This is a genomic window from Pontibacter ummariensis, assembly GCF_900188175.1.
In the GTDB taxonomy this organism is placed as follows: Bacteria; Bacteroidota; Bacteroidia; order Cytophagales; family Hymenobacteraceae; genus Pontibacter; species Pontibacter ummariensis.
This window is the reverse complement of the sequence record NZ_FZOQ01000005.1, coordinates 34,950-61,929: the sequence shown is the minus strand read 5'-3', so window position 1 is coordinate 61,929 and position 26,980 is coordinate 34,950. Positions and strand designations below refer to the sequence as shown.

General features: G+C 52.8%; 24 protein-coding genes. 3 read left to right on the top strand and 21 right to left on the bottom strand.

Annotated elements, in window-relative coordinates; all coding sequences use genetic code 11:
- Window positions 1-40: 40 nt before the first annotated feature.
- The 17 genes from CHB92_RS07000 to CHB92_RS06920 all read right to left on the bottom strand — a co-directional run bounded on the left by CHB92_RS07000 (window position 41) and on the right by CHB92_RS06920 (window position 17,019).
- A complete protein-coding gene (locus CHB92_RS07000) occupies window positions 41-2,068 on the bottom strand; it encodes a heavy metal translocating P-type ATPase (protein WP_089318483.1) in 2,028 nt (675 codons plus the stop codon).
- Between the two features lie 17 nt (window positions 2,069-2,085).
- Window positions 2,086-2,433 (bottom strand): DUF3703 domain-containing protein, encoded by a 348-nt coding sequence (locus CHB92_RS06995; RefSeq protein WP_317044168.1) that lies wholly within the window; start codon window positions 2,431-2,433, stop codon window positions 2,086-2,088.
- A 51-nt stretch (window positions 2,434-2,484) separates the two neighbouring features.
- A complete protein-coding gene (locus CHB92_RS06990; protein ID WP_089318481.1) occupies window positions 2,485-2,937 on the bottom strand; it encodes a Fur family transcriptional regulator in 453 nt (150 codons plus the stop codon).
- An 81-nt stretch (window positions 2,938-3,018) separates the two neighbouring features.
- The gene (locus tag CHB92_RS06985) at window positions 3,019-4,287 is read right to left on the bottom strand and encodes an efflux RND transporter periplasmic adaptor subunit (protein WP_089318480.1); all 1,269 of its coding nucleotides are present in this window, start codon (window positions 4,285-4,287) and stop codon (window positions 3,019-3,021) included.
- Between the two features lies 1 nt (window position 4,288).
- The gene (locus tag CHB92_RS06980; RefSeq protein WP_089318479.1) at window positions 4,289-8,710 is read right to left on the bottom strand and encodes a CusA/CzcA family heavy metal efflux RND transporter; all 4,422 of its coding nucleotides are present in this window, start codon (window positions 8,708-8,710) and stop codon (window positions 4,289-4,291) included.
- Window positions 8,711-9,050: 340 nt separating this feature from the next.
- A complete protein-coding gene (locus CHB92_RS26435; protein WP_089318478.1) occupies window positions 9,051-9,371 on the bottom strand; it encodes a DUF6660 family protein in 321 nt (106 codons plus the stop codon).
- 189 nt (window positions 9,372-9,560) lie between these two features.
- Entirely contained in the window at window positions 9,561-10,475 is a 915-nt protein-coding gene (locus tag CHB92_RS06970) for a cation diffusion facilitator family transporter (protein WP_089318477.1), read from the bottom strand.
- A 141-nt stretch (window positions 10,476-10,616) separates the two neighbouring features.
- Window positions 10,617-10,826 (bottom strand): GDCCVxC domain-containing (seleno)protein, encoded by a 210-nt coding sequence (locus CHB92_RS26095; RefSeq protein WP_089318476.1) that lies wholly within the window; start codon window positions 10,824-10,826, stop codon window positions 10,617-10,619.
- Entirely contained in the window at window positions 10,826-11,467 is a 642-nt protein-coding gene (merTP, locus tag CHB92_RS06960) for a mercuric transport protein MerTP (RefSeq protein ID WP_089318475.1), read from the bottom strand. Before merTP ends, CHB92_RS26095 begins: the two co-directional genes overlap by 1 nt.
- Window positions 11,464-11,772, bottom strand: a complete 309-nt coding sequence (locus CHB92_RS06955) for an ArsR/SmtB family transcription factor (RefSeq protein WP_245842360.1) — start codon at window positions 11,770-11,772, stop codon at window positions 11,464-11,466. Before CHB92_RS06955 ends, merTP begins: the two co-directional genes overlap by 4 nt.
- A gap of 167 nt (window positions 11,773-11,939) precedes the next feature.
- On the bottom strand, window positions 11,940-13,286 hold the full coding sequence (locus tag CHB92_RS06950) for a dihydrolipoyl dehydrogenase family protein (RefSeq protein WP_089318473.1): 1,347 nt from the start codon (window positions 13,284-13,286) through the stop codon (window positions 11,940-11,942).
- A gap of 373 nt (window positions 13,287-13,659) precedes the next feature.
- Complete coding sequence (locus tag CHB92_RS06945; RefSeq protein WP_144266282.1) at window positions 13,660-13,950, bottom strand: hypothetical protein; 291 nt, start codon at window positions 13,948-13,950, stop codon at window positions 13,660-13,662.
- Between the two features lie 65 nt (window positions 13,951-14,015).
- Window positions 14,016-14,342, bottom strand: coding sequence for a four-helix bundle copper-binding protein (locus tag CHB92_RS06940; RefSeq protein WP_089318471.1), 327 nt, complete (start codon window positions 14,340-14,342; stop codon window positions 14,016-14,018).
- Window positions 14,343-14,371: 29 nt separating this feature from the next.
- Complete coding sequence (locus tag CHB92_RS06935; protein ID WP_089318470.1) at window positions 14,372-14,647, bottom strand: thioredoxin family protein; 276 nt, start codon at window positions 14,645-14,647, stop codon at window positions 14,372-14,374.
- Between the two features lie 66 nt (window positions 14,648-14,713).
- A complete protein-coding gene (locus CHB92_RS06930; protein ID WP_089318469.1) occupies window positions 14,714-15,079 on the bottom strand; it encodes a metal-sensitive transcriptional regulator in 366 nt (121 codons plus the stop codon).
- A 440-nt stretch (window positions 15,080-15,519) separates the two neighbouring features.
- Complete coding sequence (locus CHB92_RS06925; protein WP_089318468.1) at window positions 15,520-16,482, bottom strand: IS110 family RNA-guided transposase; 963 nt, start codon at window positions 16,480-16,482, stop codon at window positions 15,520-15,522.
- A gap of 258 nt (window positions 16,483-16,740) precedes the next feature.
- A complete protein-coding gene (locus CHB92_RS06920; protein ID WP_089318467.1) occupies window positions 16,741-17,019 on the bottom strand; it encodes a DUF4112 domain-containing protein in 279 nt (92 codons plus the stop codon).
- 32 nt (window positions 17,020-17,051) lie between these two features.
- Between CHB92_RS06920 and CHB92_RS25470 the strand changes: the two genes are divergently transcribed.
- From CHB92_RS25470 to CHB92_RS06905, 3 genes are all read left to right on the top strand, one after another.
- Window positions 17,052-17,291: a hypothetical protein gene (locus CHB92_RS25470; RefSeq protein ID WP_144266281.1), complete on the top strand. Its 240-nt coding sequence runs from the start codon at window positions 17,052-17,054 to the stop codon at window positions 17,289-17,291.
- A gap of 437 nt (window positions 17,292-17,728) precedes the next feature.
- On the top strand, window positions 17,729-18,556 hold the full coding sequence (locus tag CHB92_RS06910) for a sialate O-acetylesterase (protein ID WP_089318465.1): 828 nt from the start codon (window positions 17,729-17,731) through the stop codon (window positions 18,554-18,556).
- A 257-nt stretch (window positions 18,557-18,813) separates the two neighbouring features.
- Window positions 18,814-19,536 (top strand): DUF4397 domain-containing protein, encoded by a 723-nt coding sequence (locus CHB92_RS06905; RefSeq protein WP_179222977.1) that lies wholly within the window; start codon window positions 18,814-18,816, stop codon window positions 19,534-19,536.
- A 137-nt stretch (window positions 19,537-19,673) separates the two neighbouring features.
- On the opposite strand, the gene CHB92_RS06900 is transcribed toward CHB92_RS06905, so the two are convergent.
- From CHB92_RS06900 to CHB92_RS06885, 4 genes are all read right to left on the bottom strand, one after another.
- Complete coding sequence (locus CHB92_RS06900) at window positions 19,674-20,783, bottom strand: glycoside hydrolase family 43 protein (RefSeq protein ID WP_089318463.1); 1,110 nt, start codon at window positions 20,781-20,783, stop codon at window positions 19,674-19,676.
- 44 nt (window positions 20,784-20,827) lie between these two features.
- A complete protein-coding gene (locus CHB92_RS06895) occupies window positions 20,828-22,546 on the bottom strand; it encodes a glycoside hydrolase family 43 protein (protein WP_089318462.1) in 1,719 nt (572 codons plus the stop codon).
- 89 nt (window positions 22,547-22,635) lie between these two features.
- Window positions 22,636-25,581 carry a glycosyl hydrolase 115 family protein gene (locus CHB92_RS06890; protein WP_089318461.1) on the bottom strand — a complete coding sequence of 982 codons (2,946 nt, stop codon included), beginning with the start codon at window positions 25,579-25,581 and terminating at the stop codon, window positions 22,636-22,638.
- 57 nt (window positions 25,582-25,638) lie between these two features.
- Window positions 25,639-26,961, bottom strand: a complete 1,323-nt coding sequence (locus CHB92_RS06885) for an MFS transporter (RefSeq protein WP_089318460.1) — start codon at window positions 26,959-26,961, stop codon at window positions 25,639-25,641.
- Window positions 26,962-26,980: the final 19 nt, after the last annotated feature.

The window sequence follows — 26,980 nt, the reverse complement described above, 5'->3', positions numbered from 1 at the left end:
GGCGAATAGAAAAGCCAACGCCACCGTTTACTGCATCTTGTCAGTCAAAGCCCATTCGTTGTATTCGCACTGCATTCAGGATAGCCAAGAAGGCAACGCCCACATCGGCAAACACGGCCTCCCACATGGTAGCCAGGCCGCCGGCTCCCAAAATCAGCACAATGGCCTTCACCCCGAAAGCCAGGGCGATGTTCTGCCACACGACCTGCTTTGTCTTTTTCCCGATGTTGATGGCCGTGGCGATTCTGGCGGGGTTGTCCGTCTGGATCACCACATCCGCCGTCTCGATGGCTGCGTCAGAGCCCAGCCCGCCCATGGCCATGCCCACGTCAGCCAGCGTGATGACAGGCGCATCGTTGATGCCGTCGCCCACGAAGGCGACCGTGCTGCCCTCGGCCTTCAGCTTCTCCACCTGCGACACCTTGTCCTGCGGGAGCAGCCCCCCGTGCGCCTCGTCCAGATTCAGCTCACGGGCCACTTTCTGCACAATCGAGTCTTTGTCCCCGGAGAGCATCACCAGCCTTTTCACGCCCAGCTCCCGCATTCTCCTGACAGCAAGGGGCGCATCCTCCTTCGTCTTATCGGCAATGGTGATGTAGCCCGCATAAGCCCCATCCACAGCCACAATCACGATGGTTTCCACAATTTCCTTCAAGCTCGGGTCATACGGCACATCGAATTTGTCCAGCAGCCGGCCGTTGCCAACCAGCAGCTGCCTGCCGTCGACGGTCCCCTTTAACCCGTGGCCGGAGATTTCCTCCACCTCGCTGACCACGTGCTGCCGGTGCGCTGGCCCTGCTTCTGAGACCACGGCCTGGGCGATGGGGTGCGTGGACTTGTTTTCCAGGGCGGCCACGGCGGAGAGGAACCAGCCCTTGCCCGGCGGCAGCGTCTCTACCCGCTGCACCTGAAACACACCCTCGGTCAGCGTGCCCGTCTTGTCCATCACGACCGTGTCCACCTGCGTCATCAGGTCCAGGAAGTTGGACCCTTTGAACAGCAACCCGTTGCGTGAGGCTGCCCCAATGCCACCGAAGTAGCCGAGCGGGATGGAGATCACCAGTGCGCAGGGGCAGGAGATCACCAGGAATATGAGTGCCCGGTAGAGCCATACATGGAAGTCATAGGCCTCCACAAAAAAGTATGGAATGAAGGTGAGGCCAACGGCGAGGAAGAACACGATGGGCGTGTACACTTTAGCAAACCGGGTGATGAACTGCTGAGTCTTGGCCTTACGGCTGCCAGCCTCCTCCACCAGCTGCAGTATTTTGGAAAGGGCGCTGTTTTCATAGGCAGACGTCACCCGCAGCTCAATCACACGGTCCAGGTTAATCATGCCGGCCAGTACCGTTTCCCCTTTCTTCTTCGTGTCAGGTTTGGACTCGCCTGTCAGGGCGGCCGTGTTGAAGGAAGAGCTGTCCGTGAGCAGCTCCCCGTCCAACGCCACTTTCTCACCGGCCTTCACCTGCACCACAGCACCTACCTGCACCTCTTTCGCTTTCACGGTGACAATGCCCGTTTCCGTTACCAGCCCCACCTCGTCGGGCCTGTTATCGATGAGCGCTTTGATGGAGCGCCTGGAGCGCAGCACCGCCGCCTCCTGAAAATGCTCCCCAATCACGTAGAACAGCATTACCGCCACGCCCTCGGCATACTCGCCGATGTAGAAGGCGCCCAGCGTAGCCATGCTCATCAGGAAGAACTCATTGAAGAAGCTGCTCCTCAGGCTTTTAATGGCGTGCCACACCACACGCCAGCCCACCAGCACATAGGCGATGCCGAACACAACGAGTCTTGTGTAACCGGAAAACCAGGGCGTGTCCAGGTAATCAAGCAGAATGCCCCCCAGCAGCAGCACGAGACTGATGATGGTAGGGATGTAGGAAGACTTAGCCTCCTCCTCGGCATGCTCATGCTCCACGGCGCCTGCCCGCTTTGTTTTGCCGTCGTCACCGCAGCACGCTGCACCCACGTTCGGCCCCGGTGCCTCCGCTGTTCTCGGAGAGGTAATCTCCAGCGGCTTGAAATCATCTTCTATGTTCTTGGTGTTATCCTTGTTGCTTGTCATCGTTTTCCATGTTTTGGTTATTGGGTAGATCGCATTATCTGCTGTAGGTCATCCGGAATCGGCATAGGCCGGAGCGGGGGCACGTTGGCCCCACCCGTATTGCCAACCGGAATCATCCCGGCCCAGGACTTTATCCCCCCGACCAGGAGACGGGGGAGCTGACCTATGATTTCTCTTAGGTTCCTGGTCCTAAATCCAAGCTGAAGCATCTCCCAATGCACGGAAGTGTGTTCGACCGGGTACGGCTGCCCCAGGATGTGAGCGCGCTCCAGATGCCTCCACGCCTCCTGCAGGAGGCCTCCTCCAAGAGCGGTGCGGTAGGCGGACAGCTCCTTCTGGTAAAAGGGCCGGAGCGGAGAGGGCATGTTCCAGTTTGGCTTCATGCTGTTCTTTTGTTTTTTGTCTACAGGACAAAGCTACTGCCCGCCCGCCTGCAATCGCATTGCATTCTTTTCGGCACAGCTTCCGCAGACTCCCTTCACCACCAGGTTCACCTCCTCTGGCAGGAAACTGCCGGGCAAGGGGATTTCCGGTACGCGCGACTTCGGCAGGCAGTACGTCTCAGCACACTGCCTGCAGTGGAAGTGCACGTGTAGGTCCTGGTGCTCCTGAGGCTGGCACGTATCGTCGCACAGCGCGTATTTCACAGAGCCGGTTCCATCCTCTATGCCATGCACCAAGCCCTTTTCCTCAAAGGTCTTCAGGGTGCGGTACAGCGTGATCCTGTCTGCGCGGTGAAAGGATGCCTCCAGTTCATTGAGGCTGACTGCTGTCTGTTGATTTAAAAGGAAGTCCAGCACCAGCAGGCGCATGGCGGTGGGTTTGATGTTTCTTTCGTTGAGTTGCGACTCAAGTTCTTTGTCATGCATAATTTCCTGCTGATTACTTCAACATTTATCTGAGCAAAAAAAAGAGTAGCCACCCCTGCTGTGGCTACTCTACAGAAACCTTTAATGGCCATGTTCTGTATCCCCTTTGTTCATTTCTGAAATGAGGTTGTAAGCACCATTGTAGGCTATTTGGGAACCCTCAGGAATAGGTTCCAGCAGCTTTACCTCAACCCATCCACTGTCACTGGCCCCTGTTTGCACAGGGACTTGTTTGAACACCCAGGTCCTTGCTGCCCCGCTTGTGGAGCCGGGAGCTCCCGCAGTAGTGGCGGCTCCCTCGGCATGCGCTTCGGCATCCACCTCGCTTGTCTTGACAAAAATAAAAGCCTGGTTTCCCTCCTGTACCACGGCCTCCTCTGGAAGCGCGAGGGCCGTGGTGCTGTCCACCGCTATCCTTCCCTCGATATACGTGCCGGGGATGAGGTTTTCCGTGCCGCCTTCTATGTCCGCGTGCAGGTGCACCGCCTTGACGTCTTTCTCGAATGCGGGGCTTACGTTGTATACCGTGGCCGTGTACTCCCTGTCTGCTGAGTTGGCAACAGTGAAGTAGACTTTCTGCCCTACTTTTACTTTCGCAATATCGTTCTCAAACACCATCAGGTCGGCGTGGAGCTGAGACTGGTCCACTATAATGAACATCTGCTCCTGGGGCGACACGTACTGGCCTGTGTTCACGGTTACCTTCTGCACCGCTCCGCTGATGGGTGAAATGACTGGAACTGACTGGAATATCCTGCCGGCAAGTATGCTGTTTGGGTTAAGCCCCAGGATGCGGAGCCTGGATTTGAGGCCCTCCACCTGTGACTTGCTGGTATTGTAGTTGGCCGTGGCCTCCTGCAGGTCCCTGCCCGATCCTACCTTCTGCTCATACAGCCTTTGCTGCCGCTGGTACTCCTGCTCCAGGTACTGCAGCCGGCTGGCCGCCTCCTGCAGGTCCACCTGCATCTGCACAAGATCAGGGTGCGTCAACAAGGCGAGTGTCTGCCCCTTTTTTACTTTATCGCCCTCTATAACTTTTATTTCCTGTATGTTGCCGCCGACAGTGGCGCTGACGTTAGCCTCGCTCTGCGGCGGCACCTCCAGCTCGCCCGTCACTTTCGTGGTGGCGGACAGGTTCCTGCTTTGCAGCGGCCCCAGCTTAAGGCCGATCGCCTCCAGTTGCGCGGGAGACAAACGCACGGTACCTTCCTCCACGTGGTCTCCAGTTTCCGCGGCTGCTATTTCCTGCTCTTGGGCGGGTTCATCAGGGGTACTGCATGCGCCAAGCCCCAGGGCCAGCACACCTGTAAGAAAGGTTACTTTTGGTATGATTTGCATCGTCTTTGTCATCTTATTGGTTCGTTTTTTGAAGAAAGTAAATCAGGCGGGCCTTGGTATCCAGGTAGTTGTCAAGTGCCTCCTGCGCGTCAAGCTCCACCTGTATGGCGTCCCGTATAATCTGCAGGAACCCGATGTAGTCTACTGCGCCTTCCCGGTAGGCGATTATCGCCCCGTTTCGCTGCTGCACGGCCAGCGGAAGGGCCTCCTGCTGGTAGTACTGCCAGGAGTTGAGCCATTTGTGGTAGGTTTCCACCAGCGCGCCGTACTCCGCCTGCAGTTCCAGTTGCGCGCGCCGCAGGTTCTGCCCTGCGATCTCCCGCTCTATCCTGGCCGACTGTGCCCGGCCTCGCTCCTGGAAAGGGAGCAAAGGGAAATTCACCCCTACCTGGTAGCTGTAGAACCCTGGCTGGCCCCCTATTTCCTGGGACGCGTACTGGCCGCTCAGGCTTGGCAGGTATGCCGCTTTGGCCACGCGTTCGCGGGCCTGCGCCACCTCGACCTGCTGCCGGGAGTACTCCAGCAAGGGGTGCTGGGTTAGGGAATCGGTCAGCGCGGGCAATGCGGCCGTCAGCTGCTCCGGTTCCGGGGTAGCCACAGTGTAGAACGTGTCGCTCCCCAGCCACTGGTTGAGCTGGCGCAGGGCCACCCGGTAATCCCGGAACGCCTGTTCCTTCTCAACAGCAACCTTCCTGGACTGGTTTGTCGCCGCCAGGTACTCCAGGTAAGAGATGGCCTCCGTCTCGTACCTTACCTCTGCGGCTCTGGTGAATTCCGCCAAAACAGAGTCCAGCTGCTCATAGAGCACATACCGCCTTCTCGCTGCGTACGCGTCACTCCAGTCTATGCGTACCTCGCGCGCCACCTCCAGGGCAGTAAGCTTCAGCACCGACTGGGCAAGCCCCACCTGCTCTTGCTGCAGTCTGAGCTTGGGTGCGACGCCAAACACCTCTATGTTCTGCTGCTGAATACCGATACGGTTGTCAACGGCATCCTCATTGCCTTGGCCGTACTCTTCCTTTCCTGTGAAGACCTGCGTGCTGCCCAGGTTCCAGGCGGTTTTTTTCAGTGCCTGCTGGCTCTCTATATCCAACTGGGCCGCTGTGATGGAAGGATAATTGGTTACAGCCCGCTGTACAGCCTCCTCAACGGATAGGGCGGGGAGATTAGCAGGAAGCGCTGTTACCTCCTGTGCCCTAGCAGCGCCAGGGGAAAAAAGAAGCCCTGCACCCAGCAGGAAAGGCAGCAGGAAGGAAGGCGCCACAGCCGTTGCTGCTTTGCCTCCGCTTTTACCGCTTCTCGCCTCAACGAAGTAATACAGAATCGGCATCACCACCAGGGTCAGGAAGGTGGCGGTGATCAGCCCGCCGATGACCACGGTTGCCAATGGCCGTTGCACCTCAGCGCCGGCAGAGGCAGACAGGGCCATGGGGATAAAGCCCATGATAGCCGCAGTGGCCGTGAGTAGGATGGGGCGCAGCCGCTCCTCTGTGCCGATGAAGATACGCTGCCTTAGGTCCGTGACGCCCTCCTCCTTCAGGCTGTTGAACCGGCTGACCAGCACCAGGCCGTTCAGCACGGCAACCCCGAAGAGCACGATAAAGCCGACACCGGCGGAGATACTGAAGGGCATCCCCCTTAAGGCCAGCGCAAAGACGCCGCCAATGGCTGCCAGCGGCACGGCCATGTAGATCATGAACGCCTGGGAAAGCGACTTCAGCGCAAAGTACAGCAGCACGAAGATCAGCGCCAGTGCGATGGGCACCACCACCTGCAGGCGCGCCTTTGCCCGCTGCAGGTTTTCAAAGGACCCCCCGTAGGTCACGTAGTAGCCGGGCGGCAGGTCTAGCTGCGCATCCAGCCTCTCCTGGATATCGTTCACCATGCTCTCCACGTCCCGGCCACGCACGTTCACCCCCACGTTCACCCTGCGGAAGGTGTTGTCGCGTGAGATTTGCATAGGCCCTGGCTGATAGCTGATGTCGGCTACCTGCTGCAGGGGCACCTGCTCGCCGTTGGGTAGATCGATGTACAGGTTCCTGAGGTCCTCGATGCTGCGCCGGTTCTTCTCAGAGAGGCGGACAACGATATCAAAGCGCTTTTCCCCTTCAAAGACAACCCCGGCCTCACCCCCGGCAAAAGCGGAGCTGATGTAGTTGTTGAGCTTTTCAATATCCAGACCGTACTGGGCTATCTTGCCGCGGTCAAAGCGCACCGTCATCTGCGGAAGCCCGGTGACTGCCTCCAGGTTCACGTCGCCCGCCCCCGGCACAGACTGGATGATCTGGGCCATCTGCTGGGCCTTGGCAGCGAGTATGTTCAGGTCCTCCCCGTAGAGCTTCACCGCCACGTCCTCCCGCACACCGCTGATGAGCTCGTTGAACCGGAGCTCCACAGGCTGGCTGAACACATAGTTGATGCCCGGCAGCACCGAGAGCTTCTCCTTTATCTTTTCTATGAGCTCTTCCTTCGAGTCCGCGCTTTCCCATTTACCCATGTCCTTTTCCAGGATGATGTACGTGTCGGCTATGTCCATCGGCATCGGGTCGGTCGGAATGGCCGACACCCCGATGCGGGCTACCATGGTTTTGACCTCCGGGAAATTCTCCAAGACGATCTTCTCCATCTTCTTGGATTGCTCGATGCTCTCGGACAGAGAAGACCCTGGGCGAAGCAGCGCCTGCATGGCGATGTCGCCCTCGTCCAGGCTTGGGATGAACTCCCCGCCCATGCGGGAGAAGGTGTAACCGGCTCCTGCCAGCAGCAGCAGCGCCGTAATGACTACCATAGGTTTGTGATTCAGAGATTTGCGCAAAAGGGGAAGGTAACCGCTGTTTATTCCGCCCATCAGCCTGTTGCTGATATGCTCTACTCCGCGCTCAAACCGGCTCAGTAGACTCTTCTTGTTGCGGGTCGGCTTTAGGAACAGCGCGGCCACCATCGGCACGTAGGTCAGGCACAGGATAATGGCACCGAGTACCGCAAAGCCGAATGTGAAGGCCATGGGTTGGAACATCTTCCCCTCCACGCCCGTCAGAAAGAGGATCGGGGCAAAAACAATCAAAATGATGATCTGACCAAAGAAGGCGGAGTTCATCATGTTGCTTCCGGACTCATAGGCGATTTCATCCATCTGCTCCTGTCCCAAGGGGGCATTCCCTTGTCTTATCTTCTTCTCAATCATGTGAACCGTTCCCTCCACAATGATCACAGCCCCGTCCACGATGATGCCGAAGTCGATGGCTCCCAGGCTCATCAGGTTGGCCGACACGTTGAAAACGCGCATCAGGATGAAGGCAAACAGCAGGGCCAGTGGGATAACGGAGGCAGTGATAAGCCCGCCCCGCAAACTGCCCAGCAGGAGCACGAGCACGAACACCACAATCAGCGCCCCCTCGGTCAGGTTTGTAGTAACAGTGCTGGTCGTGCGCGCAATCAAGTTACTCTGGTCGATAAAGGGCTCGATCACCAACCCTTCCGGCAGCGACTTTTGTACTTCTGCCATGCGCTCTTTCACAGCATTGATGACTTTGTCCGGGCTTTCTCCCCGGAGCATGAGCACCATGCCGCCCACCGCCTCCTGGCCGTCCTGTGTAAAGGCGCCATAGCGCACCTGGCTGCCGAACTGCACGGCATCCGCCACATCCCTTATTAGAATGGGCGTGCCGTTATCATTTCGGATGACGATGTTACGGATGTCATCCAGTGAGCGCACCAGGCCTTCCCCCCGGATGAAGTTAGCCATGCTGTTGCGTTCTATGTAGGCGCCCCCGGTGTTGACGTTGTTCTTCTCCAGGGCCTCGAACACCTCTGAAATGGAAACGTTCATGGAGTTGAGTCTGCCGGGATCCAGGGCCACCTCGTATTGCTTGATGTTCCCGCCGAACGCGTTTACCTCCACCACGCCGGGCACCAGCGCCATCTGCCGTGCCACGATCCAGTCCTGGATGGTGCGTAGCTCTGAGGGAGTGTAGACGGTGTCATATCCCGGCTGGGGCTTAAGTGTATATTGGTATATCTCTCCAAGCCCCGTACTGATGGGCCCCATAGAGGGCGTGCCGAACTGCTCTGGGATCTCCTCGCTCACCTCACTGAGCTTTTCCTGCACCAATTGCCGGGGCAGGTACGTACCCATGTCCTCTTCAAATACAATGGTCACGACAGACAGGCCAAAACGGGACACGGAGCGGATTTCCTCCACCCCCGGCAAATTGGCCATCGCCAGCTCAACAGGATAGGTGACAAACTGCTCGATGTCCTCTGTGGAAAGGTTCTCCGAGACGGTGATGACCTGTACCTGGTTGTTGGTGATGTCGGGCACCGAGCCCAGATTCACCGTAGACATGGCCCAGACGCCCGCACCGATCCAGGCGACGATCATCAGGCCGATAATGAGCTTGTTCTTGATAGAAAAAGCGATGATACTATTTATCATGTTGGGTTATTTTGTGTGAACAGAGAAGACATGGTACGCCCTGGCCAGGACGGCTAAAATGCCCAGAAGGGTGACAAGTATCAGTGCGGCTATTTTTAACCGCTTCTGCCACTGGGACTGCCGTCCCCGCCAATGGTACTGCCGCTTTCTCCTTTTGGATTTCTTTTTACTGCTGGTTGTTGTCCTCTTTTTTTTCTTCAATTTCCGACAGACAAAAAGTTCTTCTAAACTGCTCTCGTCCGGTTCTTGTTATGAATGGAGTGGGGTAGGGACAGAAAGACACCTGCACGCCGATGCCGGCTGTGTACGGGTCTGTCCACAGAAAAGGAAAGAAAACGGGTTAGGCTACCTTCGGCGGTTGCCAGATGGAATAGGAAAGGGGGGAGACAAAACTACTCTTGTACAGATCAACCTCTATGGGTACCTCCTGCAAATCAGCGTATTCGACTGCATCCGTGCTTTGTGGCTGAAAATGCGTATGGCAGCAGTGACAGGCGCAGAATGGGGAACACCCGTCCGCTTTGTCATCCTGATGGTCCTGGTGCCTATCAGCCATAGCCACTGCCTGCGCTTCACCCGGAGCCGCGTTTGCCCTGTCCAGGCACGGTTTCAGGGAAAGCGTCAGTAAAAGCAGGACCAGTATGTAGAGTAGAGACCTCATCCAAAACAAAGTTAAGAAAAAAATAATGCAATTCCATTGCAAAAGGAATAGCGTTCTGATTCTAAAGGGCTCGTGTCCAGTTGAAGCAGAAGAGCCAGAGTAAGGCGCAGAGCGACTTGGTGCCGCGCCGATGCTCCACGTCCTCCTGCGTCAGGGCATTGTCGGCGGGCACCGCAAAGTGCTTAGGTTTTAGCTCCCTTCAGGCTTGCCATGGTCAGTGTAGGATGACTCCATGTAACAGGACTCGTCCTCAAACTCAATGTCGATGGTGGCATGGGACACGTGCTTTCCCCTCAGCAGCTCCTTTATCCTGTTCTTAATTTTGATGATATCCGGAATGCCGGAGAGCCTGTCCACCGTAACGTGAATCGTGAACACCTGGTTTTCCTCATCCAGCGTCCACAGGTGGGTGTGGTGCGTGGAGGTCACGTGCTCGATACTGAGGATGCTGTCCTTCAGCTCGCGCAGGTCCACCGCTTTGGGGGCTCCCTGCAGAAACACGTACATGGTCTCCCGTAGCCTTTGGACCACGTTCCACAGGATGAACGCTGCGATGGCCAGCGAAAGAATAGGGTCCAGCACATGGATGTCCCAGAACATGATGATGATGCTGGTGATGAGGATGGCCACCCAGCCCAGCACGTCCTCTATCAGGTGCCAGGACAGCACCTTCTCGTTCATTGACTCCCCCTTCCTGAGCCGCAGCGCGGCCACGCCATTCACCGCCACGCCGATGATGGCGAAGACGAGCATTCCCTTCGCATCCGTGTGCTCCGGTTCGATGATCCGCTGTATCCCCTGGTAGATGACAAAGGCAGAGCCCAGCACCAGCACGATGCTGTTGATGAGCGCCCCAAGGAGGGAGAAGCGCTTGTAGCCGAAGGTGAACTTCTCGTCGGCGTTCTTATCCGACTTCTTCTGCAGGTACCACGAGACGCCCAGTGACAGGCTATCTCCCAGGTCATGCAGCGCATCGGAGACAATGGCGACGCTGTTGACGTAGAACCCTCCGAAGAACTCAAAGATGGTGAACCCGACGTTGAGGAAGAAAGCGAAGGCTATATTCTTGGAAGCCCCGTGTGCATGTGAGTGGCTGTGCCCCATGATGGTGTCTTTTTGTTATGTCAGTCCCTTATACCGCAAAACCACACTGGTAGTTAATTTGCCAGCTTTTCCAGAACGAGGCACTGTAAACCAAACAGGCTTCTCTAGGTGAAGAGCCTTTCTTTTTGTGAGAGTAACAAATTACCCGCAACAGCTTTTGTCTTCCTGTTTAGGCGGGCATGGCACAGTGCCGTAGGAACAGAAGACGCAGCAATCGCCTTGCTTCGGCTTCAAGACAGCTTCGCACTGCTCGCACTGGTAGAAGTACCGGCAAGCGTCTGTGGGCATGTGCTCCTCCTTCTGGTGCCCGCAGTCCGGGCAGGTAATTTTTGAAAGGAGTATAGTAGCCATTACTTCTTTTTTGTTTCAGTTACTTTATAGCCCGTGGCGCTTACGGCTTTCTCAATCTGCTTCACGTCTGTCCGGGACTTATCATACTGCACCAGTGTATTGGCGTTGGCGTAGGAAGTCTCAACCTTCAGGATGCCCGCCAGCTTGTTAACTTCGCTGTTCACGTGCGCCTCGCAGCCAGCGCAGGTCATTCCCTTGATTTTGATTTCTACCGTCTGGACGTTTGCCTTATTCGGGGCTACCTGCTGCTGTGCCTGTGCCTGTGGGTAGAAGACATGGGCGTAGGAAGGAAACGCCAGCATCACAGCGGCAAACACGGTGACAAGGGATAAGAAGGCTTTGCTTTGCATAAAGTTTGGTTTAGGGTTCGTTTCACAATCACAGTCTATGTTTCTGGCAGGCTTCAGCTTCTGATACCAGGCAAAGCCTAACACAATCCCCGTAACACCTATCAGGTAAGGGCGCAGCGGCTCCAGCCATGAAAAGGAGGCGGCCATGCCGCTGGTTCCCGCCATGATGGCCAGCAGCGGGGTAATGCAGCACAAGGAGGCTCCCAACGCTGCCAGCAAGCCTGCACCTACCCAAGCCTTTGTGGCAGGGGCCTCCTGATTATCCTTAGAAGGTAGTTCTTGACTTCTCATAAAGTGGTGTCTACAGTGGCGTTTGTGAGGAAGTTAAAGTGCGGCTGGAGCAGCTTTTCAGCGCCAGGGGTGAGCGCGTAGAAAATGGTCTGCCCAGTCTTTTTTGTGGTGACAAGGCTGCCCTCTTTCAGCTTGCGCAGGTGCTGGGAGACGGCGGGAACAGTCATGGCCAGAATATCGCTTATGTCGCAGGGGCACAGCTCGCCTTCCTCCTTCAACAGGAAAAGGATTTTCAGGCGAACCTCATTTCCTGCTAGGCTCAGGGCACTGGCAAGGAATCTGACAGGATCTTTCAAGTCCTCCATTCGCTTCTTACAAGAACTTATCTGCTTCTCATTGGCGTAAACTCTTATACAGGCTGACGGTTTCTCTTTCTCCATTGGTAAGGGTGTTTTTTCCGGTACAGGTACGTAACACCACAAAAGTACGGCAAATTCATTATTTAAGGAAATACTTAAATACAGTGGCTGCCTTACGCCATGTAGCTGACGTCAGAGGCCATGGTAGGGTAGCTGAGAAGGAAGCTCTTCAGGTCTCTTGCCTTCATGCCCGCCTTCATCGCCACTGCAAAGACATTAATGGTTTCCTCTGCCTGCGGCCCCACCAGATGCGCTCCAAGGATGCTCCCGTCGGTTTTACTCACCAGCACCTTGTAGGCGTAGGCATGGGCGCGGTGCCTCCTGCCGTTAAACCACTGCCTTGCGTCGTGCGTGTTCACCTTATAGTCCAGCCCCTGCTCCTTCGCCTGCCTTTCGGTCAGCCCCACAGAGGCCAGTGACGGAATGGTGAAGACGACGGTGGGAATCTCCGGGTAGTTCACTTTTTTGGTGTTGCTCTTGATGAGGTTTGCCGACAGAAAGTGGCCCTCGTAAACGGCTACAGGCGTTAAGGGCAAGCCTTCAGTGTCTGCCACGTCTCCGGCTGCATACACGCGGGGGTTGGAGGTGCTTTGCAGGTACTCGTTCACCTCAATGCCTTTTCTGCCGTGCCTTACGTTGCCTTTGCCCAGGTCAAGCTGTCCTACCTCCGGCACGCGCCCAATGGCGCTCACCACCAGCCCCGTTTCAAGCGTTCCCCTGCCTGCCTCGCCTTCCAGACAGACTTCATACCCGCTGCCCTGCTGCGTGATGCGCTGCACCTGGCAGTTCAGCCTTATGTCAATGCCAGCCTCTTTGGACACCCGCACCAGCTCGTCCACCATATCCTGCTCAAAGTGCTTCAGAGGACGGGAGCCGTGCTCTATGATGGTGACGCGGGAGCCTGTGCGTGCGGCAAGGTGGGCAAACTCAAAGGAAATATAGCCGCCCCCCAAAAAGGTAATGTGCTCCGGCAGCGCTTCAAGGTTTAGGAAGTCATCGCTTGTGATGGTGTGCTCTGCCCCTGGGGCATCCAGCTCTCTTGGGCGTGCGCCAGTTACTATCACTATCTTTTCTGCGGAAACAGTCTCTTCTCCAAGCTGTAGGGTGGATTCATCCAGAAAAGCGGCGGGTGCGTGGTAGGTGTCTATTCCGGCCTTCTCAAAGCCCTTTTCCATGTTCTCCGGCACAGGAGCTGTGAAAGTCTCTTTAAACCCCATCAGCTCTTGCCAATTAACCTTTACGTCTCCTGTGAGCCCTTTTCCAAGGTGCAACTGCACCTGTTCGTGCAGGCTTACGCCGTCTATGAGTACTTTCTTTGGGTCGCACCCCCGCAGGGCACAGGTTCCGCCGTAGGGCCTGGAATCAGTGATGGCAGTCTTCAGCCCTTTTTTGGCGCACTTTCTGGCCACGGCGGCACCTGCCATCCCGGCACCTATCACCAACACGTCGTACTTTTTCATTTGCCTTGTATTTAAGTATTTGCTTAAATACAGCGGTTATGGAGATTTTGTTTTGACCTTAGCTATATAAAACAAAGCAGATTGGTACAGGATTTGGCTTTAAATAAACAATGGTTCCTTTCAGCAAAGAGCTTCAAGCAGCTTTGGCTACTTATGCTTTTCAAAGCATTTTAAATCAGGACAAGTGTACTAATTCTTCATAGAGATCCCCTCTTTCTTATGAAGTCATAACTGATTTCGTACTGGTGCCGATGCACTTCAGACAAGTGGACGCTCCTGAAAGAAGCATTTTTAATTCTTTCGAATGAATCTGCCTGGTTTGAGACGAAAAACAAAAGAGAGCAGCCTCATAGGTTGCTCTCTTTATTGTAATTTACTTCTTTTTGCAACAGGTTGGTACTGCCGCTGTTGTTGTGTTTGTAGCTACAACTGCAACTGCCGTAGTTGTCTCTGCCACCTTTCCCTTCTTTGCTTCGTCTTTTACCAGTGGGCAGTCAGGTGTGCCTTTGAGTTTGCATTCCTTCACCAGCGGGCATTCTGGGGTGCCTTTCAACGGGCAATCCTCCAATTGGCCATTGCCAGCAAACGCAAAGAATGAACCGCCTGCCAGCATCATAGTTGCTGTTGCGATTCCTAAAAACCTTCGTTTCATAACATCAATCATCAAGCGCTCTGTTGGGTAGGGCAACAAAGCGGGTTAAATAAAGCAACCGTACCTTGCTTACGGATTTAAGCAGCCATTGCCTCGCATTTGTCGGCACACTCCCTGCAAGTGCGGGCGCACTCCCGGCACACCTCGCTGTCAAACTTGGCGCACTCATCTGCGCAGTCCCTGCATACCTGGGCGCACACGCTGCTCACCTGCCCCACATAGTCTGATTTGGCTGCGCACATACCTGCACAAGCAGTTGCAATAGCAATGGTGTCCAGGCACAGCTTGTGGCACTGCTTCATGTCAGGCTCTCTCATGTGCTGGTCCAGGCAAACCCTGCTGGCGGTAACTGCACTGTAACAGGAATCTATGCAGGACTGCATTTCTTGGCTGATATTTTTCATAGCTTATTGTTTTAGGTTTATTGATTTATTTAAGCGGTGTTTCCTATTCCGGCGGCCTCTAACTGCTCGCGGCTCACGCCCCTGCCTGCGCAGCAGGAGAGAAGCTCCCCGTTCACAACCACCGCTGGCAGGGAGGTGATGTTGTACTCTTTTACTTTGCTGACGCACTCTTTCGTGTCGCACTGCTCGGCGAGGTTATAAATGGTTACGTCACATGATTCACAGGCCATTGACTGCACCATTTCCACCACTGGTTCACAAACAGGGCAGCCTGCGGTGAACATTTCTATTTTTCTCTTTGCCATAGTCGTAAATTTTATATTTTGAACAAAGCTACAACCGGGGCAGGGGTGGTCTGCAAGCGGTGGCGGCTAACTTTTTTGCTGATTTGCCTTCATCTGGTCATAAACAGCCTGAATCTCCTTCATCTTGGCTGTCAGTTCATCATGGTTCAGGTCTGGGAACTGCTTCCGAAGCAGCTCTATGGTGTTTTCCTGTCCGCAATCCCCTGGGCACGCTTCCATTGTCTCTGACAACTTAGCGGCCAGGGACTTTCTGAAAGTTTCGTCCAGCAGCAGGAATTGAGCGGTGCTAAGTGCTTTGCCGGCCGCTTTAAACTGCACCAGCACCTCTTCAGGATCTCTGTCATTGTCAAGCATTTTAATAATACCGTCCAGTTGCCCTTTTATGGTGTTGAGCCTGTTTTTAATGTCTCTTGTCAAGTCTTTTTGCAGCATGTCTTTGCATTTTATGAAATATAACCTGGGCAGTGGGGTGGTCTGCAAACAGTTTGAACGGTTTATTTGGCTGTAAGGAGTGGGCTTGTGTCAGTGTAATGCTGTAGATACAACAACCACTTTAGCCAGCTACACCAGAAACAGAGCTTGTAACGGAGTGGAGGGAGCAGAGCTTCGGCAGAAACCTATACAAAAAGCTCATCAGTGCACCTTTACTTCTCCTAAACATCCTTTTTGAGCTGCGTGAAGTGAGCTAAGCTAATTTCACATATTTTGAAAAGACCCTCTCCCTTCCTGACTTAGAATTTAACAAAAGGGGGAGAAATGGGAAGCTCTGTTGTCCGGGAGGGGACTACCTGCAGAAGCACGGCCCTATGCTCAGCATGGTGAGCTGTTATGAACTGTGTTAAAAAGCAAGTGTATCCGTGCTATTTTCTCAGCTACTGCGCTTGGCATTCTGCTGAGTAAACTTCACCTGAATTTACGATGCCAAACACCTGTTTTATCAGCTTGTTCATCACGGCCACCAAGGCTACCTTCTTTGCTTTTCCTGCCTTCACCATCCGCTCATATAGCTCCCGGCATGCCTTGTTATGCACCCTTGCCGCCATAGAGCACATATAGAGCGTGGCCCTGATATTCTTGTCCCCGATCCGGCTGATTCCCCTGTACCCCCTTATTGATGTACCGGACTCGTTGATGCAGGGGCTGATCCCGATAAAGGCGCTGAACTGCCTGGCTGATGTAAAGTTTCTGAACCCGCCAGAGACAACAATGAGCTCTATGGCAGACTTGGTGCTGATGCCGGGAATGGTCTGCAGCAAGCTAAATAGCTCTTGACACTGCTCCTCAGCCGTTTGCTGCATCTGGCGCTCCAACTCTACTATTTGCTTTTCTATGCTAGCCAGGACCGTTTTACAGGCCCTCACAGCAGCTTTATCGGCTTTGTCTAGCTGTGCCAGGGCATGCAGCTGGTTCAGGAAAGAGCGTTTGCTCTTGACAAGCAGCTTCAATGACATGCGCTGCTGCTGCAGCTTCCGCATGAAGGGGGCCGGCGGCTCGTAGAGCTTGGGCTGCATGCGTTCGCCATATTCGGCGATCAGCGCCGCATCTACCTTGTCTGTCTTCGTTCTTTTGAGCTTGGTCTGGGCAAAGCGCTTGATCTGCAAAGGGTTCACCACCGACACCTTGATTCCCTTCTCATACAGAGCGATGGCCAGCTGCAGGCTGTAAACCCCTGTTGCCTCCATGATGCACCAGGAACTACCTGGCAGCCCCTTGAGAAGACTGCTAATGCCTTTCCTATCGTTGCTGTGCAGAGAGGTGGTGACTTTGCCTTCTACTCTTGTAGCAACCACAAAGCTGTCTTTGGCCACATCGATACCAATGTAAGTTTGCTCCATTATACAATGTTTTAGAGGTTATACAGGTGACAAAAAGATAGCTTCTCTTGCACTCAACATCCTGATGCAGGCTCCTGGCCTAATGAACTGTCCAAGGTAAAGAAGCCGGGTAAGGGGATTGTCATAAGACGCGGGTTTATAGATCCCCTGTTCAACATAAATCTTATTCCTTACCCAGTCTTTATGTCTATAGCTTACTACTTATTTTCTCTGTTTTAGATAGTTCATTTCTCTGATTAACGAAAGGGAAAAGGGTATCTAAGGGACATCGTACAAACATAGGATGTTCAACAGCATCAGCACAACAAGCTTACTACTGGCCCCATGTCTTGCCATCGTCATGACAATGGTGGCAGACATGGCAAAAGAGGCCAGGTCGCCAGCCACAGGCAGTAAGCCCAGCAGGGGGTCTAGCCCAAAGCGAAAGTTTGTTCCCGGCAACCGAAACTGGTTATCCATCAGGTGCACCATGTGGTTCACCCACTTCATGCTTTCAGAGTAGGGCGTGCGGGTGTAGCGTGTCTCTTTATTAGCCATACGCTCTTATACGGCCACAACCACTGTTAGGTATGACGACTTTTTATACCCTCTCCCTCACGTTTCTGCTGCGTAAAAGGTGGACCATACTAGTTTCTCCTTCTCTTCCGGAAGGCTTTATCTCTTTGCTTTCTTTGCTTTACCTGGCTCTTCCCACTATTCCACCTTTTGTTACGGCTCTCCGCACGGCCATTGTCGAACCGCATACTCCTACGATCATCGTCTACAACAAGTGCTTTTCTACCTCTCAAGGGCGAACAGGAAGAGGCTAAGATAACAACTAATAACAGCGTCAGTAAGGGTTTTACTATATTCATTATTCTCTATGTTTTTTACCTGTTAACGTAAGCCGGCTAACTAAGTCCAAGCTTTATTAACAAAAGATAAGGTTCCTTACTTAATAAACCAAAAGTAGAAGCATGTACCGCGGCAACAGAAGGGTTTACCAGGCTGGCAAAAAACCATGCAGTATAGTTCCCAACACTACAAGCCCTTTGATTTTACAAGAACAGACTTACTTTATTGCACTATAACAATCAGCATTACCACATCCAGAAACCATAGCCAATCCTTAATTTATAACTTTTACTCTACATATTTTAATTTTTACAACTGAAAGTATTTTATATATTAACAATTGTTCATATATTTAAAGGTTTAATAATATTAAATAAAACCTGACAGTATAACCTTTGTACGAAAAAGTCCTATGGAAAGAGCTTTTAGTATCTTACTGCTTCTCCTGACCTGTGCTTTTGTTGCCTCCTGCGGAAAGGAAGAGCCTGATCTACCAGAAGGGGAGCCAGTAGACGTGCATATTATCATTGGCCAGTCAAACAGCATTGGCAGAGCAGCAATTTACCAGCTCCCCCCAGAGTACCACAAACCTCTGGAAGGGTGTTATATATTTAACAGGGCCAATGAGCAGTTTGAACTTATATTAACCGGAGTAAACACACAATCAGAAAAAGGACAGTTTGGACCGGTTGTACAAGCTGCAAAACTGCTGAGAGAATACAAAGGGCAGAATGTATACTTTATTGTAGCAGGCGTTGGAGGGTCTCAACTTTATAAGTCAGGAACACAGGAGCTGTTGGACTGGCACCCTGACTCGGAGGAGTTGATTCTTCAGACAAAGCAAACAATTGAAGAGGCGCGGGCCACACTGCTTGCCCAGGGCAAAGCACCCCAGTTCAAGTCCATAGCCTGGTGGCAGGGAGAACATGACTCCTTTAACGAAGCGAAGGCCCTGGCTTATCAGGAAAACGAAACGGCTCTGTTCAAGGCCTTCGACCAGGTTCCTTACCTCAGCAAGGCGAAGCGGGTCGTGTACAAGATTTTTTCTGACGCCGATATCCTGCCCCATGCCGCCACCATAAATGCTGCCAAAGCCAAAAGGGCAGCATCAGACCCGCGCACCGTGGCCGTAATTGAAACAGATGGCTATACCCGTATTCCGAATGATCGGATTCATGCAACAGACACAGGTCAGTTACAGGCAGGAAGAGACCTGTTCAACGCAATAAAGGACTTATAGGAGCTTTTAACAGGGAAAGCCCTGTAGAAAGGGAAGGCACAGACGGCATTCGCTATCTGTGCCTTTTCTGTTTATTTATCTGCTTACACCTTTGTCATAAGCTGCTATAGTGCGGCGTGCAGCTTTGTTAAAACATTTTAAAAAACGCTTGCAACCAGCCTCACAGATTTAGGGTCTATCTGATGAAAACACTCCTGCCGCTATTTTGCAGGCTTGTTCTCAGAAATTATTTACTAAAACTGTTCACCTACATCTTTATGCAAAACCTTTTTAAGAAGACTTACTTAAGTAAGCTTTGGTCCCTACTCGTCGTTTGCTTAACGGCTGTTTCCCTGTCAGGATGCCTGGACAAAGAAACGGACCTTCCTGATCCGACCCCTGTATCGTATCTTTCAATTTACCATGGATCACCGGACGCCCCTGCCCTTGACATTAAGCTCGATGGCATGACCATCAACAATCAACCCTTTAGCTACACTAACTTCTCCGGGTACATTACGATAAAAGCAGGGAGCCACTCGCTCAAGTTTACGCCCGTTAACGCTGCGAACGCTTATGTGGAAACAACCATGAATTTAAAGGAAAACAAAGCCTACTCCCTTTTCACGGTTAACCGACTACAGAACATAGAGTTACTCACAGTACAGGATAGCGTAAAGACCCCAACGACCGGAAAAGCCGCCCTACGTGTTGTACACCTTTCGCCGGATGCCGCTGCTGTTGATGTTAACGTAGCCGGAACGACCAGTACTTCGCTTGCAACAGGCTTAGGGTTCAAGGGAATTACGCCTTTTATAGAGCTAGCCGGAGGCAAGCCTTCTATACAGATAAAAGCGGCTGGCACAGAAGAAGTACTCTTAACAGTTTCTGACGTGCAGCTTGATGCGGGTAAAACGTACACGATGCTTATCCGCGGCTTCAAAACCCCTCCCACCGGAAACACCAACACGCTCAGTGCCCAAGTGGTAAGAAATTACTAAGAACGCTAAAGCCCGCTTACAGAAGCGTCATCAGTTAAAAAAAGGGAGCCCCCTGTACAAAAGAAGTGCAGGGGGCTCCCTTTTAAAGCAGGAGAGCAACCGGAGTGGCACCAAGTTGCTTCCCTTAGTAACACTCTCTATGCCCCGGGCTGCTCTACCATCGCATCGATCGTTTCTATCGTGCCATCAGGTCTGTGCTTCAGCTCTGTTACTTTCACGCTACGCAGGTGCGTTTTGCCGCCAGACAGGGAGCTGTCGTGGAAGAACAGGTACCACTTGCCGTTATGTTCCACAATAGAGTGGTGATTTGTCCAGCCAAGTACTGGCTTGAGGATTACCCCCTGATACGTGAACGGCCCGGTAGGGCTGTCGCCAATGGCATACGCAATGTTGTGGGTATCGCCGGTTGAGTAGGATAAGTAATACTTATCGTTATACTTGTGCACCCAGGCAGCCTCGAAGAAGCGCTTGTCATTTTCACCTGTCAGTAGAGGGGTACCGTCTTTATCCAGAATCTGCACGTCCTTCACCTCTCCCTCAAAGCTCATCAAGTCATCGCTCAGCTTCGCCACTTTAGGCATCAGGGCTGGCTGGTCGTCTGCCGGGTACACGTCCTCCGGATTGTACTGGCCACTGGCCCAGCGCTGCAGCTGACCACCCCAGATACCACCAAAGTACATGTAATAGTCGCCATTATCATCCTTGAAAACGGCAGGGTCGATGCTGAAGCTGCCCGCAATGGGCTCTGGCTGTGCCTTGAACGGACCTACTGGCGAGGAACTGGTGGCTACCCCAATTCTGAAAATATCCTGCTTGTCTTTGGCAGGGAAGAACAAATAATAAGTACCGTCTTTATAGGCAGCGTCCGGCGCCCACATCTGTCTTCCGGCCCACGGCACGTCTTTAATATCCAGGGCTACATCATGTAACGTTACCTTGCCTCCCACGCTGTCCATGGACAACACGCGGTAGTCTGTCATGGCGAAGTGAGAACCGTCGTCTTTCTCTGGTACTCCGGCATCAATGTCATGCGAAGGATACACATAGATCTTGCCGTTAAACACATGGGCAGAAGGGTCGGCAGTGAAGATCTCCGTTACCAGTGGATCTGATATAGGAGATACCTGTTCCGCCACAGGCTCTTCTACTGCCTGTGTTTCGGTAGTGGTGCTCTGGCAACCGCCTGCTAAAACTGAAGCAGCCAGCAAAGCCAGTGCTGAGTGTTTGAAAGGTGCTTTTGTTGTCATGTTCGTTTAGTTATGAATGGGTCTTTTAGTTTCTGTTGTAAGTGCTACTGCGTAGAGGTAGCCGGGTTTTTGTAAATATCGTCGTTTCCTTCGTAATCAAACCAATCAAAGGTTGCCTTGTTAGCAGACGGTTTTCCGTTTGAAGTGGCATACATCCCGATGGTTGTTCCTACAAAGCCTCCCGACTGGCGCGTGCTAAGGTAGGTTCCGTCCACGTTTCCCTTGAGCAGCTTCCAGTCTCCATTCTTGGTAGCGTAATAAAAATCATACTTCCCAGCGTTAAAGTCAACCTTAAGCTGCAGTGGCTCCTTACTTTCTTTCCTGTTCAGCGGCACTTCGGCCAGCACAGCGCCATCTGCCTTCTTCAACTGCACGACCTGCTTGCCATCCGAAAGCGTTTTACCAAAGGCATAGTAGTTCTTTTCGCCCTGAAAGGCAGCTACACCGGCAAATTCATTCTCATTAGCCGGTGTAAATATCACTTTCGTGCCGGCACTCCCTTTTAGGTGCTGCTGCCTTCTGGCAAGAAACGACGGATTGCCTTTACCTGCAAGCGTCTCTGGCCGAACATCTAAGGTGAGGCTTCCGCTTGGTTGGCTCAGGCTGTACCAGTTGGAGCGAGGGGTGCGCAGCATCAGCCAATACATCGGCAGCTCGCTCTCCTCAAAGTCTTCCCGATAGGTAAAGTTACCACTCAAAGGGAAATTGCTCTTTTCCCCCTGTGGCAGGTTTGGGCGGGTGTAACTGTACTGCACCAACTCGTTGTCGGCGTTAATAATTGGCCAGCCGTCTTTCCAGGTTACCGGTGCCAAAAACGTTTCGCGGCCTATGTTGTAATGATCTTCTGTGTCGTAGGGGCGTGTGGCCAGGAAAATGGCCCACCACTCGCCATTCTGCGTCTGTACCAGGTCCGCATGGCCCGTGGCTGATACAGGATTGGGGCGATCGTTTGGTAGATGGCGTTGTGTCAGGATGGGATTGTTCTCGTAAGGTGTGTAAGGGCCTGTTACGTGCTCGCTTCTTAAGATAACCTCTGAGTGATTGACACTGGTGCCCCCCTCTGCCGCCATCAGGTAGTAATATCCATTATGCTTGTAAATATGGGGACCTTCTATCCAGACTGGCTTTTTAGAGATATCTACCCCACCATTTACTAATATTTTCGGCTCACTTACCGTCTTCAGGTTCTTGTAGTCAAACTCCTGTATGCGGATCGTGCGGTGCCCCTCGTAAAGCGGCTTGTTGTCCGGAGACTCGCTGTTGTACACGATGTAAGCTTTGCCATCCTCATCAAAAAACAAAGAAGGATCTATGCCATTTACCTTCGGCAACCATACCGGGTCTGACCATGGCCCCGCCGGATCCTTGGCCGTCACCACAAAGTTTCCGCCCTTATCAATGAGGGTGGTTACCATGTAAAAAGTACCATCATGGTAGGCAATAGCCGGTGCAAAAATCCCTCTAGACACCCCCAACCCTTCTACATCAAGCTGTTCAGGTCTGTTCAGGATGTTGCCGATCTGCTTCCAGTTTACCAGGTCTTTACTATGAAAGATAGGCACACCCGGGTAATAGGAGAAGGTGGAGTTGATCAGGTAATAATCCTCTCCTACCCTGCATATACTGGGATCCGGGTAAAAGCCGGGCAGTATGGGATTCAGGAACGTCTCCTGTGCCTGCACAGAAGTAGTCCCGAACAAAGTACAGGCAAAAACCCCTGCTGCAAAACCTACTTTTTTTAAAATGCTGCTGTAATTAGCCATATCACATTATCTCTACTGTTACTACTTCACCAAATAAAACCAACTGTCTCATGCTCCTGAAGAGGAGGTGAGACAGTTGGTTTCCAGGCCTATCTTACTGCTGATGTCGCTGTTTCAGGACGGTAACTTTCCGGAGGGCCAAGGTAGCTAGGTTTAGCTCCCTCCGTTTCCACCACTATTTTCTGAACTACCACACCCGGGTCTACCATCCACACCTTTAGCACATGCTGCCCCGGCTTTTCTACCTTGTGCTTGGATTGCGTCACGATGATGTTGTTGGCCACCCACTCGTCCCAGGACTGCGTGGTGTTGTCTTTGTGAATGTTCACGATCTGCGGTGCTGCATCGTCAATGGAAACAGCATAGCGCAGGCCATCAGACTCGTTGTAGTTCAGCGTTGGGGATACCAGTAGTTTCACGTTTACCTCACCACTGTTTAACAAATGCATGTCATACTCCAGGTAGGGGCTGTCAGCTCCCGGCTTTCTGCTTTTGGCAGTCACAGGGAAAGGTGTTACGGCGGATGCTGTGCGGCCCAGGTCAGGGATAAGCTTCCATGCTGCATCACCTGCCTCTACGGCACGGGAGTAGTTTTCAGCATTCATGGCCACATAACCATTGCTCTCCACAAATCCTTTCACCTTATCAGCCGTAAGGGTTGCCGGGTTGTTTACGACAGCCTGCACGACCACGCGCTTGCCATTCGGGCCAGTGATGGTCACCGGCACGCGCTGCTTTCCTTTTGGTGCCTGCTTCCAGTTCACACGCACGAGCAGGCGTTCCTGGTCTTCTACCATCCCCTGCTGCTGGCTTACCTGCAGCCAGTCGGCTCCGGGTTGTACTGTATACTTGAAAGGCGCCTGCCCCCGGTTAAATACTTCGATATAGTAAGATTGCTGGCCATAAGGCGTTAACTCCGGCAATACCGCTTCCCCTTTTGCCGCCGGCCACCAATTCTCAGATCCTTCTATTGCCACACCCATTTCAGCACCTGCCGGCAGCTTAATCTCTTTTACCTCCGGCATCACGTCTTTCTCAGGTTGCTGCCAATAGGTATAGCTAATGTGCGTCTGGTCCATCATGTGGCTCCACTTACCGTTCGCAATGTCTTCATTATAGATTCTGGACAGTTCCTGATCTATGGCAAACAAATCTTTTGCCTTTGCAGCTAAATTATTTGTAGCGGCACGCCCCTGCTTTGCATACAAACGGTTTTGTGCTACTGCCAGGTAAAGGGCATTCAGGTTAGCACTTGCTTTTACGGGGTGCAGTACTAACTGGAAGAAAGCGTCCTTGTATGCGGCAGGCATCTCCTTGTACAGTTGTTCGGCCTTCTCAGCAAGTTCTAAATAGTCTTCTACCACGCTTTCTGCCTCACGGTAAGCAATCAGGCTATAAGTTTCAGGAGATAAAAGCTCTGGTTTGCGACGGGAATTGTACTTGCCGTACTTTGCCAGTAATTCGGCCACCTCCGCCGCATGCTGCTGAGGGAACTGCTGCGCTGCCCATTGCCTGGTGTATTCGTCCAGTCGTTCTGCCGGCCACTTCTCCGGGTTCCAGGCATAATCCAGGAAGAAGGAGGTCGGGAATTCCATTGGCTTGATATCCCCCACGTTCACGATCCAGATTCTGTTCGCACCATGCTCGTAAGCCAGGTGCATCTGCTCCCAAATTCTGGGTAGCGGGTTCGTGTTGATCCACTTGTAGTTTCTCGGGCCACCCACGTAGTCGTAGTGGTAGTAAACACCGTAGCCCCCTGAATGCTGCTTGATACCTGCCTTCGGCAATTTCCGGATGTTACCCCAGTTATCGTCTGCCAATAGCAGTGTCACATCATCCGGCACGCGCATGCCTTTGTCGTAATAGTCCTGCACTTCTTTGTAAAGTGCCCATACTTGTGGTGTTTCAGAGGCTGGTTTACCTGTTACATCCGAAATAATTGTACGCTGATCTTCTACGATTTTCTCCAGCAGGGCAATGTTGCTTTCCTCGCTCATCGGCTCATCGCCATCGCCGCGCATGCCTATGGTTACTAAACTTTCGTTTTGCCCCATGCGCTTGATTCCCTCTCTCCAGAAAGCTTGCAGGCTGTCTTGGTTCGTGTTATAGTTCCAGGGCCCGGAACCAAAGCGGCGCCACTCGTCGTGGGCCCGCATGAGGGGCTCATGGTGCGAAGTGCCGATCACCACACCGTACTCATTTGCCAGTTCAGGGTTTTTGGGGTCATCGTCGTAAAACGCCCGGCCCCACATGGCTGGCCACAGGTAGTTCCCTTTCAGGCGCAGGATCAATTCGAACACATTCGCGTAAAATTTTGCATTGAAGCCACCGAACTTTTCAGTGGCCCAACCTGCCAGCGCCGGCGCCTCATCGTTAATAAAGATGCCTCTGTATTTTACCGCTGGCTCCCCTGCCGTATGCCGTCCGGGTGTTACGTACAGGTTCTGTTGCTGCTTTACCGGAACATCAGCCCAGTAGTACCAGGGCGACACACCGATTTTTGAAGACACATCATAAACACCGAATATGGTGCCGCGCTTGTCGCTACCGGCAATCACCAGGGCCTGGTCTACGCCCGGCATCGGTTTGTCCACTACCTGCACCAGGTAAGTTTCCCATTTACCCGCTACGCCAGACACATCCAGCTTTTTGTTCTTTACCAGCTTATCGATAACAGGACTTTTACCAAGTGTGCCGATCAGGACCACTTGCTTTGCCTTCGGAGCCTTCTTGTCAATTGTTAAGTTCGGCTGAGCATTGGTTACACGGTTTACGTCCGCCTGCAAGTCCTTTGCGGCTCTGATTACGCCTGCATGGTCCTGACTACTCACAAACAAAGGCGCCGATTTACCTGCAGCAGAAAGGGCAAAGTTACCTTTTGCTTTAGAGGCTGTGATGTAGGTTGTGTCGTTCGCCGCTTTTGCAGGATGCCACACAAGGCCCCACACAAGCACTAGCGCCAAAGAACAGATGAGTTTTGGCCACTGGCGCAACCTCCTGCCTTGCCCGGATAAAAAATGGTTATGGAATGTCATCTTCGTTTCAAGTATTTACAGTGACCCTGGCCACCTTATTTAAGACCACTTTTAGTGTTAAAGCTGTACCTCCTTATCGCGTGGTGTCAGGAGTTGCATGAAGCCCCAGGCCAGCACGTAGGCAAAGCCGCAAATCGTGAAGATAATGTTATACCCTGCGGTAAGATTCCCCAGGTCTGTGTAATAATCGAGCACTGCCCCAATGAACAGCGGGAACAGGGCACCACCTACAGAGCCTGCCATCCCTCCTATGCCTACCACCGAGCTAACGGCACGCTTCGGGAACATATCAGACACTGTTGTAAAGATGTTGGCACTCCATGCCTGGTGTGCGGCAGCGGCTAAACTAATCAAACCAACGGCCATCCACATGTCCGATGTATAACGGGCCAGCATGATCGGCACCACGAGTAGCGCAATGATAAGCATGGCTGTTTTACGGGCCTTGAACACGGGCATCCCTTTGCGAATCAGGTAGGAAGAAAGATAGCCTCCCCCGATACTACCAACAGTGGTGGCAGTGTACACAATGGCCAAAGGGAGGCCAAGGCTACTTAAGTTCAGGTCAAAGGTAGAGCTGAAGTAAGAGGGCAACCAGAACAGGAAGAAATACCAGATAGGATCGGTAAAGAACTTGCCTACAATAAACACCCAGGTCTGGCGAATAAAGAGGAGCCTGCTCCAATTCATCGGCCGCTCGTTTACCTCTGCGGGCGCTTCCTCGTTATCGCTATGGATATAGTCGTACTCTGCTTTGCCAAGGCGCTTTTGTTTGGAAGGGATTTCATAAAAAATCAGCCAGAACACCAACCACACAAAACCGACAGCTCCTGTTATAATAAAGGCCTCTTCCCAGCCATAAGCAGCCACAATCCAAGGCACCACGAGCGGAGCCGCAATGGCCCCCACGTTTGCCCCACAGTTAAAGAGGCCGGTAGCCAAAGCTCTTTCTTTTTTGGGAAACCACTCTGCCACCGTTTTAACTGCCGCCGGGAAGTTACCCGACTCCCCCACGCCCAGTGCAGCCCTGGCGACAGCAAACCCGAAGGTAGTTCTTGCCAAAGCATGCGCCATGGCGGCCACGCTCCACACGACGATCGATAGCGAGTAACCTAGTTTGGTGCCCACTTTATCAATGATCCGCCCAAATACAACCATGCCGATGGCATAAGAGGCAGTAAAGGCCGTTACAATGGCGGCATAGTCGCTTTCCGTCCAGTTAAACTGACCCTCCAATACGGGCTTCAGGATACCCACTACCTGCCTGTCGAGGTAATTGATGGTAGTGGCGAAAAACACCAGGGCACAAATGGTCCAGCGATAGGACCCTATTTTAACCTTTTTAACGGCTGGCTCATCAGTTAGAAGAGGTGAGTTCATGGTAAATGGGGTTTACATC

Bases quoted from the DNA above. Each gene is read 5' to 3' on its own strand.
- CHB92_RS26435 (WP_089318478.1), bottom strand. From the start codon at position 9,371: ATGAGGTCTCTACTCTACATACTGGTCCTGCTTTTACTGACGCTTTCC.
- CHB92_RS06890 (WP_089318461.1), bottom strand. From the start codon at position 25,581: ATGACATTCCATAACCATTTTTTATCCGGGCAAGGCAGGAGGTTGCGC.
- merTP (WP_089318475.1), bottom strand. From the start codon at position 11,467: ATGAGAAGTCAAGAACTACCTTCTAAGGATAATCAGGAGGCCCCTGCC.
- CHB92_RS06970 (WP_089318477.1), bottom strand. From the start codon at position 10,475: ATGGGGCACAGCCACTCACATGCACACGGGGCTTCCAAGAATATAGCC.
- CHB92_RS06900 (WP_089318463.1), bottom strand. From the start codon at position 20,783: ATGACAACAAAAGCACCTTTCAAACACTCAGCACTGGCTTTGCTGGCT.
- CHB92_RS06955 (WP_245842360.1), bottom strand. From the start codon at position 11,772: ATGGAGGACTTGAAAGATCCTGTCAGATTCCTTGCCAGTGCCCTGAGC.
- CHB92_RS06910 (WP_089318465.1), top strand. From the start codon at position 17,729: ATGGAAAGAGCTTTTAGTATCTTACTGCTTCTCCTGACCTGTGCTTTT.
- CHB92_RS06995 (WP_317044168.1), bottom strand. From the start codon at position 2,433: ATGCCCTCTCCGCTCCGGCCCTTTTACCAGAAGGAGCTGTCCGCCTAC.
- CHB92_RS06920 (WP_089318467.1), bottom strand. From the start codon at position 17,019: ATGGCTAATAAAGAGACACGCTACACCCGCACGCCCTACTCTGAAAGC.
- CHB92_RS06980 (WP_089318479.1), bottom strand. From the start codon at position 8,710: ATGATAAATAGTATCATCGCTTTTTCTATCAAGAACAAGCTCATTATC.
- CHB92_RS06990 (WP_089318481.1), bottom strand. From the start codon at position 2,937: ATGCATGACAAAGAACTTGAGTCGCAACTCAACGAAAGAAACATCAAA.
- CHB92_RS06905 (WP_179222977.1), top strand. From the start codon at position 18,814: ATGCAAAACCTTTTTAAGAAGACTTACTTAAGTAAGCTTTGGTCCCTA.
- CHB92_RS26095 (WP_089318476.1), bottom strand. From the start codon at position 10,826: ATGGCTACTATACTCCTTTCAAAAATTACCTGCCCGGACTGCGGGCAC.
- CHB92_RS06885 (WP_089318460.1), bottom strand. From the start codon at position 26,961: ATGAACTCACCTCTTCTAACTGATGAGCCAGCCGTTAAAAAGGTTAAA.
- CHB92_RS06940 (WP_089318471.1), bottom strand. From the start codon at position 14,342: ATGAAAAATATCAGCCAAGAAATGCAGTCCTGCATAGATTCCTGTTAC.
- CHB92_RS25470 (WP_144266281.1), top strand. From the start codon at position 17,052: ATGACGACTTTTTATACCCTCTCCCTCACGTTTCTGCTGCGTAAAAGG.
- CHB92_RS06895 (WP_089318462.1), bottom strand. From the start codon at position 22,546: ATGGCTAATTACAGCAGCATTTTAAAAAAAGTAGGTTTTGCAGCAGGG.
- CHB92_RS06925 (WP_089318468.1), bottom strand. From the start codon at position 16,482: ATGGAGCAAACTTACATTGGTATCGATGTGGCCAAAGACAGCTTTGTG.
- CHB92_RS07000 (WP_089318483.1), bottom strand. From the start codon at position 2,068: ATGACAAGCAACAAGGATAACACCAAGAACATAGAAGATGATTTCAAG.
- CHB92_RS06945 (WP_144266282.1), bottom strand. From the start codon at position 13,950: ATGATTGATGTTATGAAACGAAGGTTTTTAGGAATCGCAACAGCAACT.
- CHB92_RS06985 (WP_089318480.1), bottom strand. From the start codon at position 4,287: ATGACAAAGACGATGCAAATCATACCAAAAGTAACCTTTCTTACAGGT.
- CHB92_RS06935 (WP_089318470.1), bottom strand. From the start codon at position 14,647: ATGGCAAAGAGAAAAATAGAAATGTTCACCGCAGGCTGCCCTGTTTGT.
- CHB92_RS06930 (WP_089318469.1), bottom strand. From the start codon at position 15,079: ATGCTGCAAAAAGACTTGACAAGAGACATTAAAAACAGGCTCAACACC.
- CHB92_RS06950 (WP_089318473.1), bottom strand. From the start codon at position 13,286: ATGAAAAAGTACGACGTGTTGGTGATAGGTGCCGGGATGGCAGGTGCC.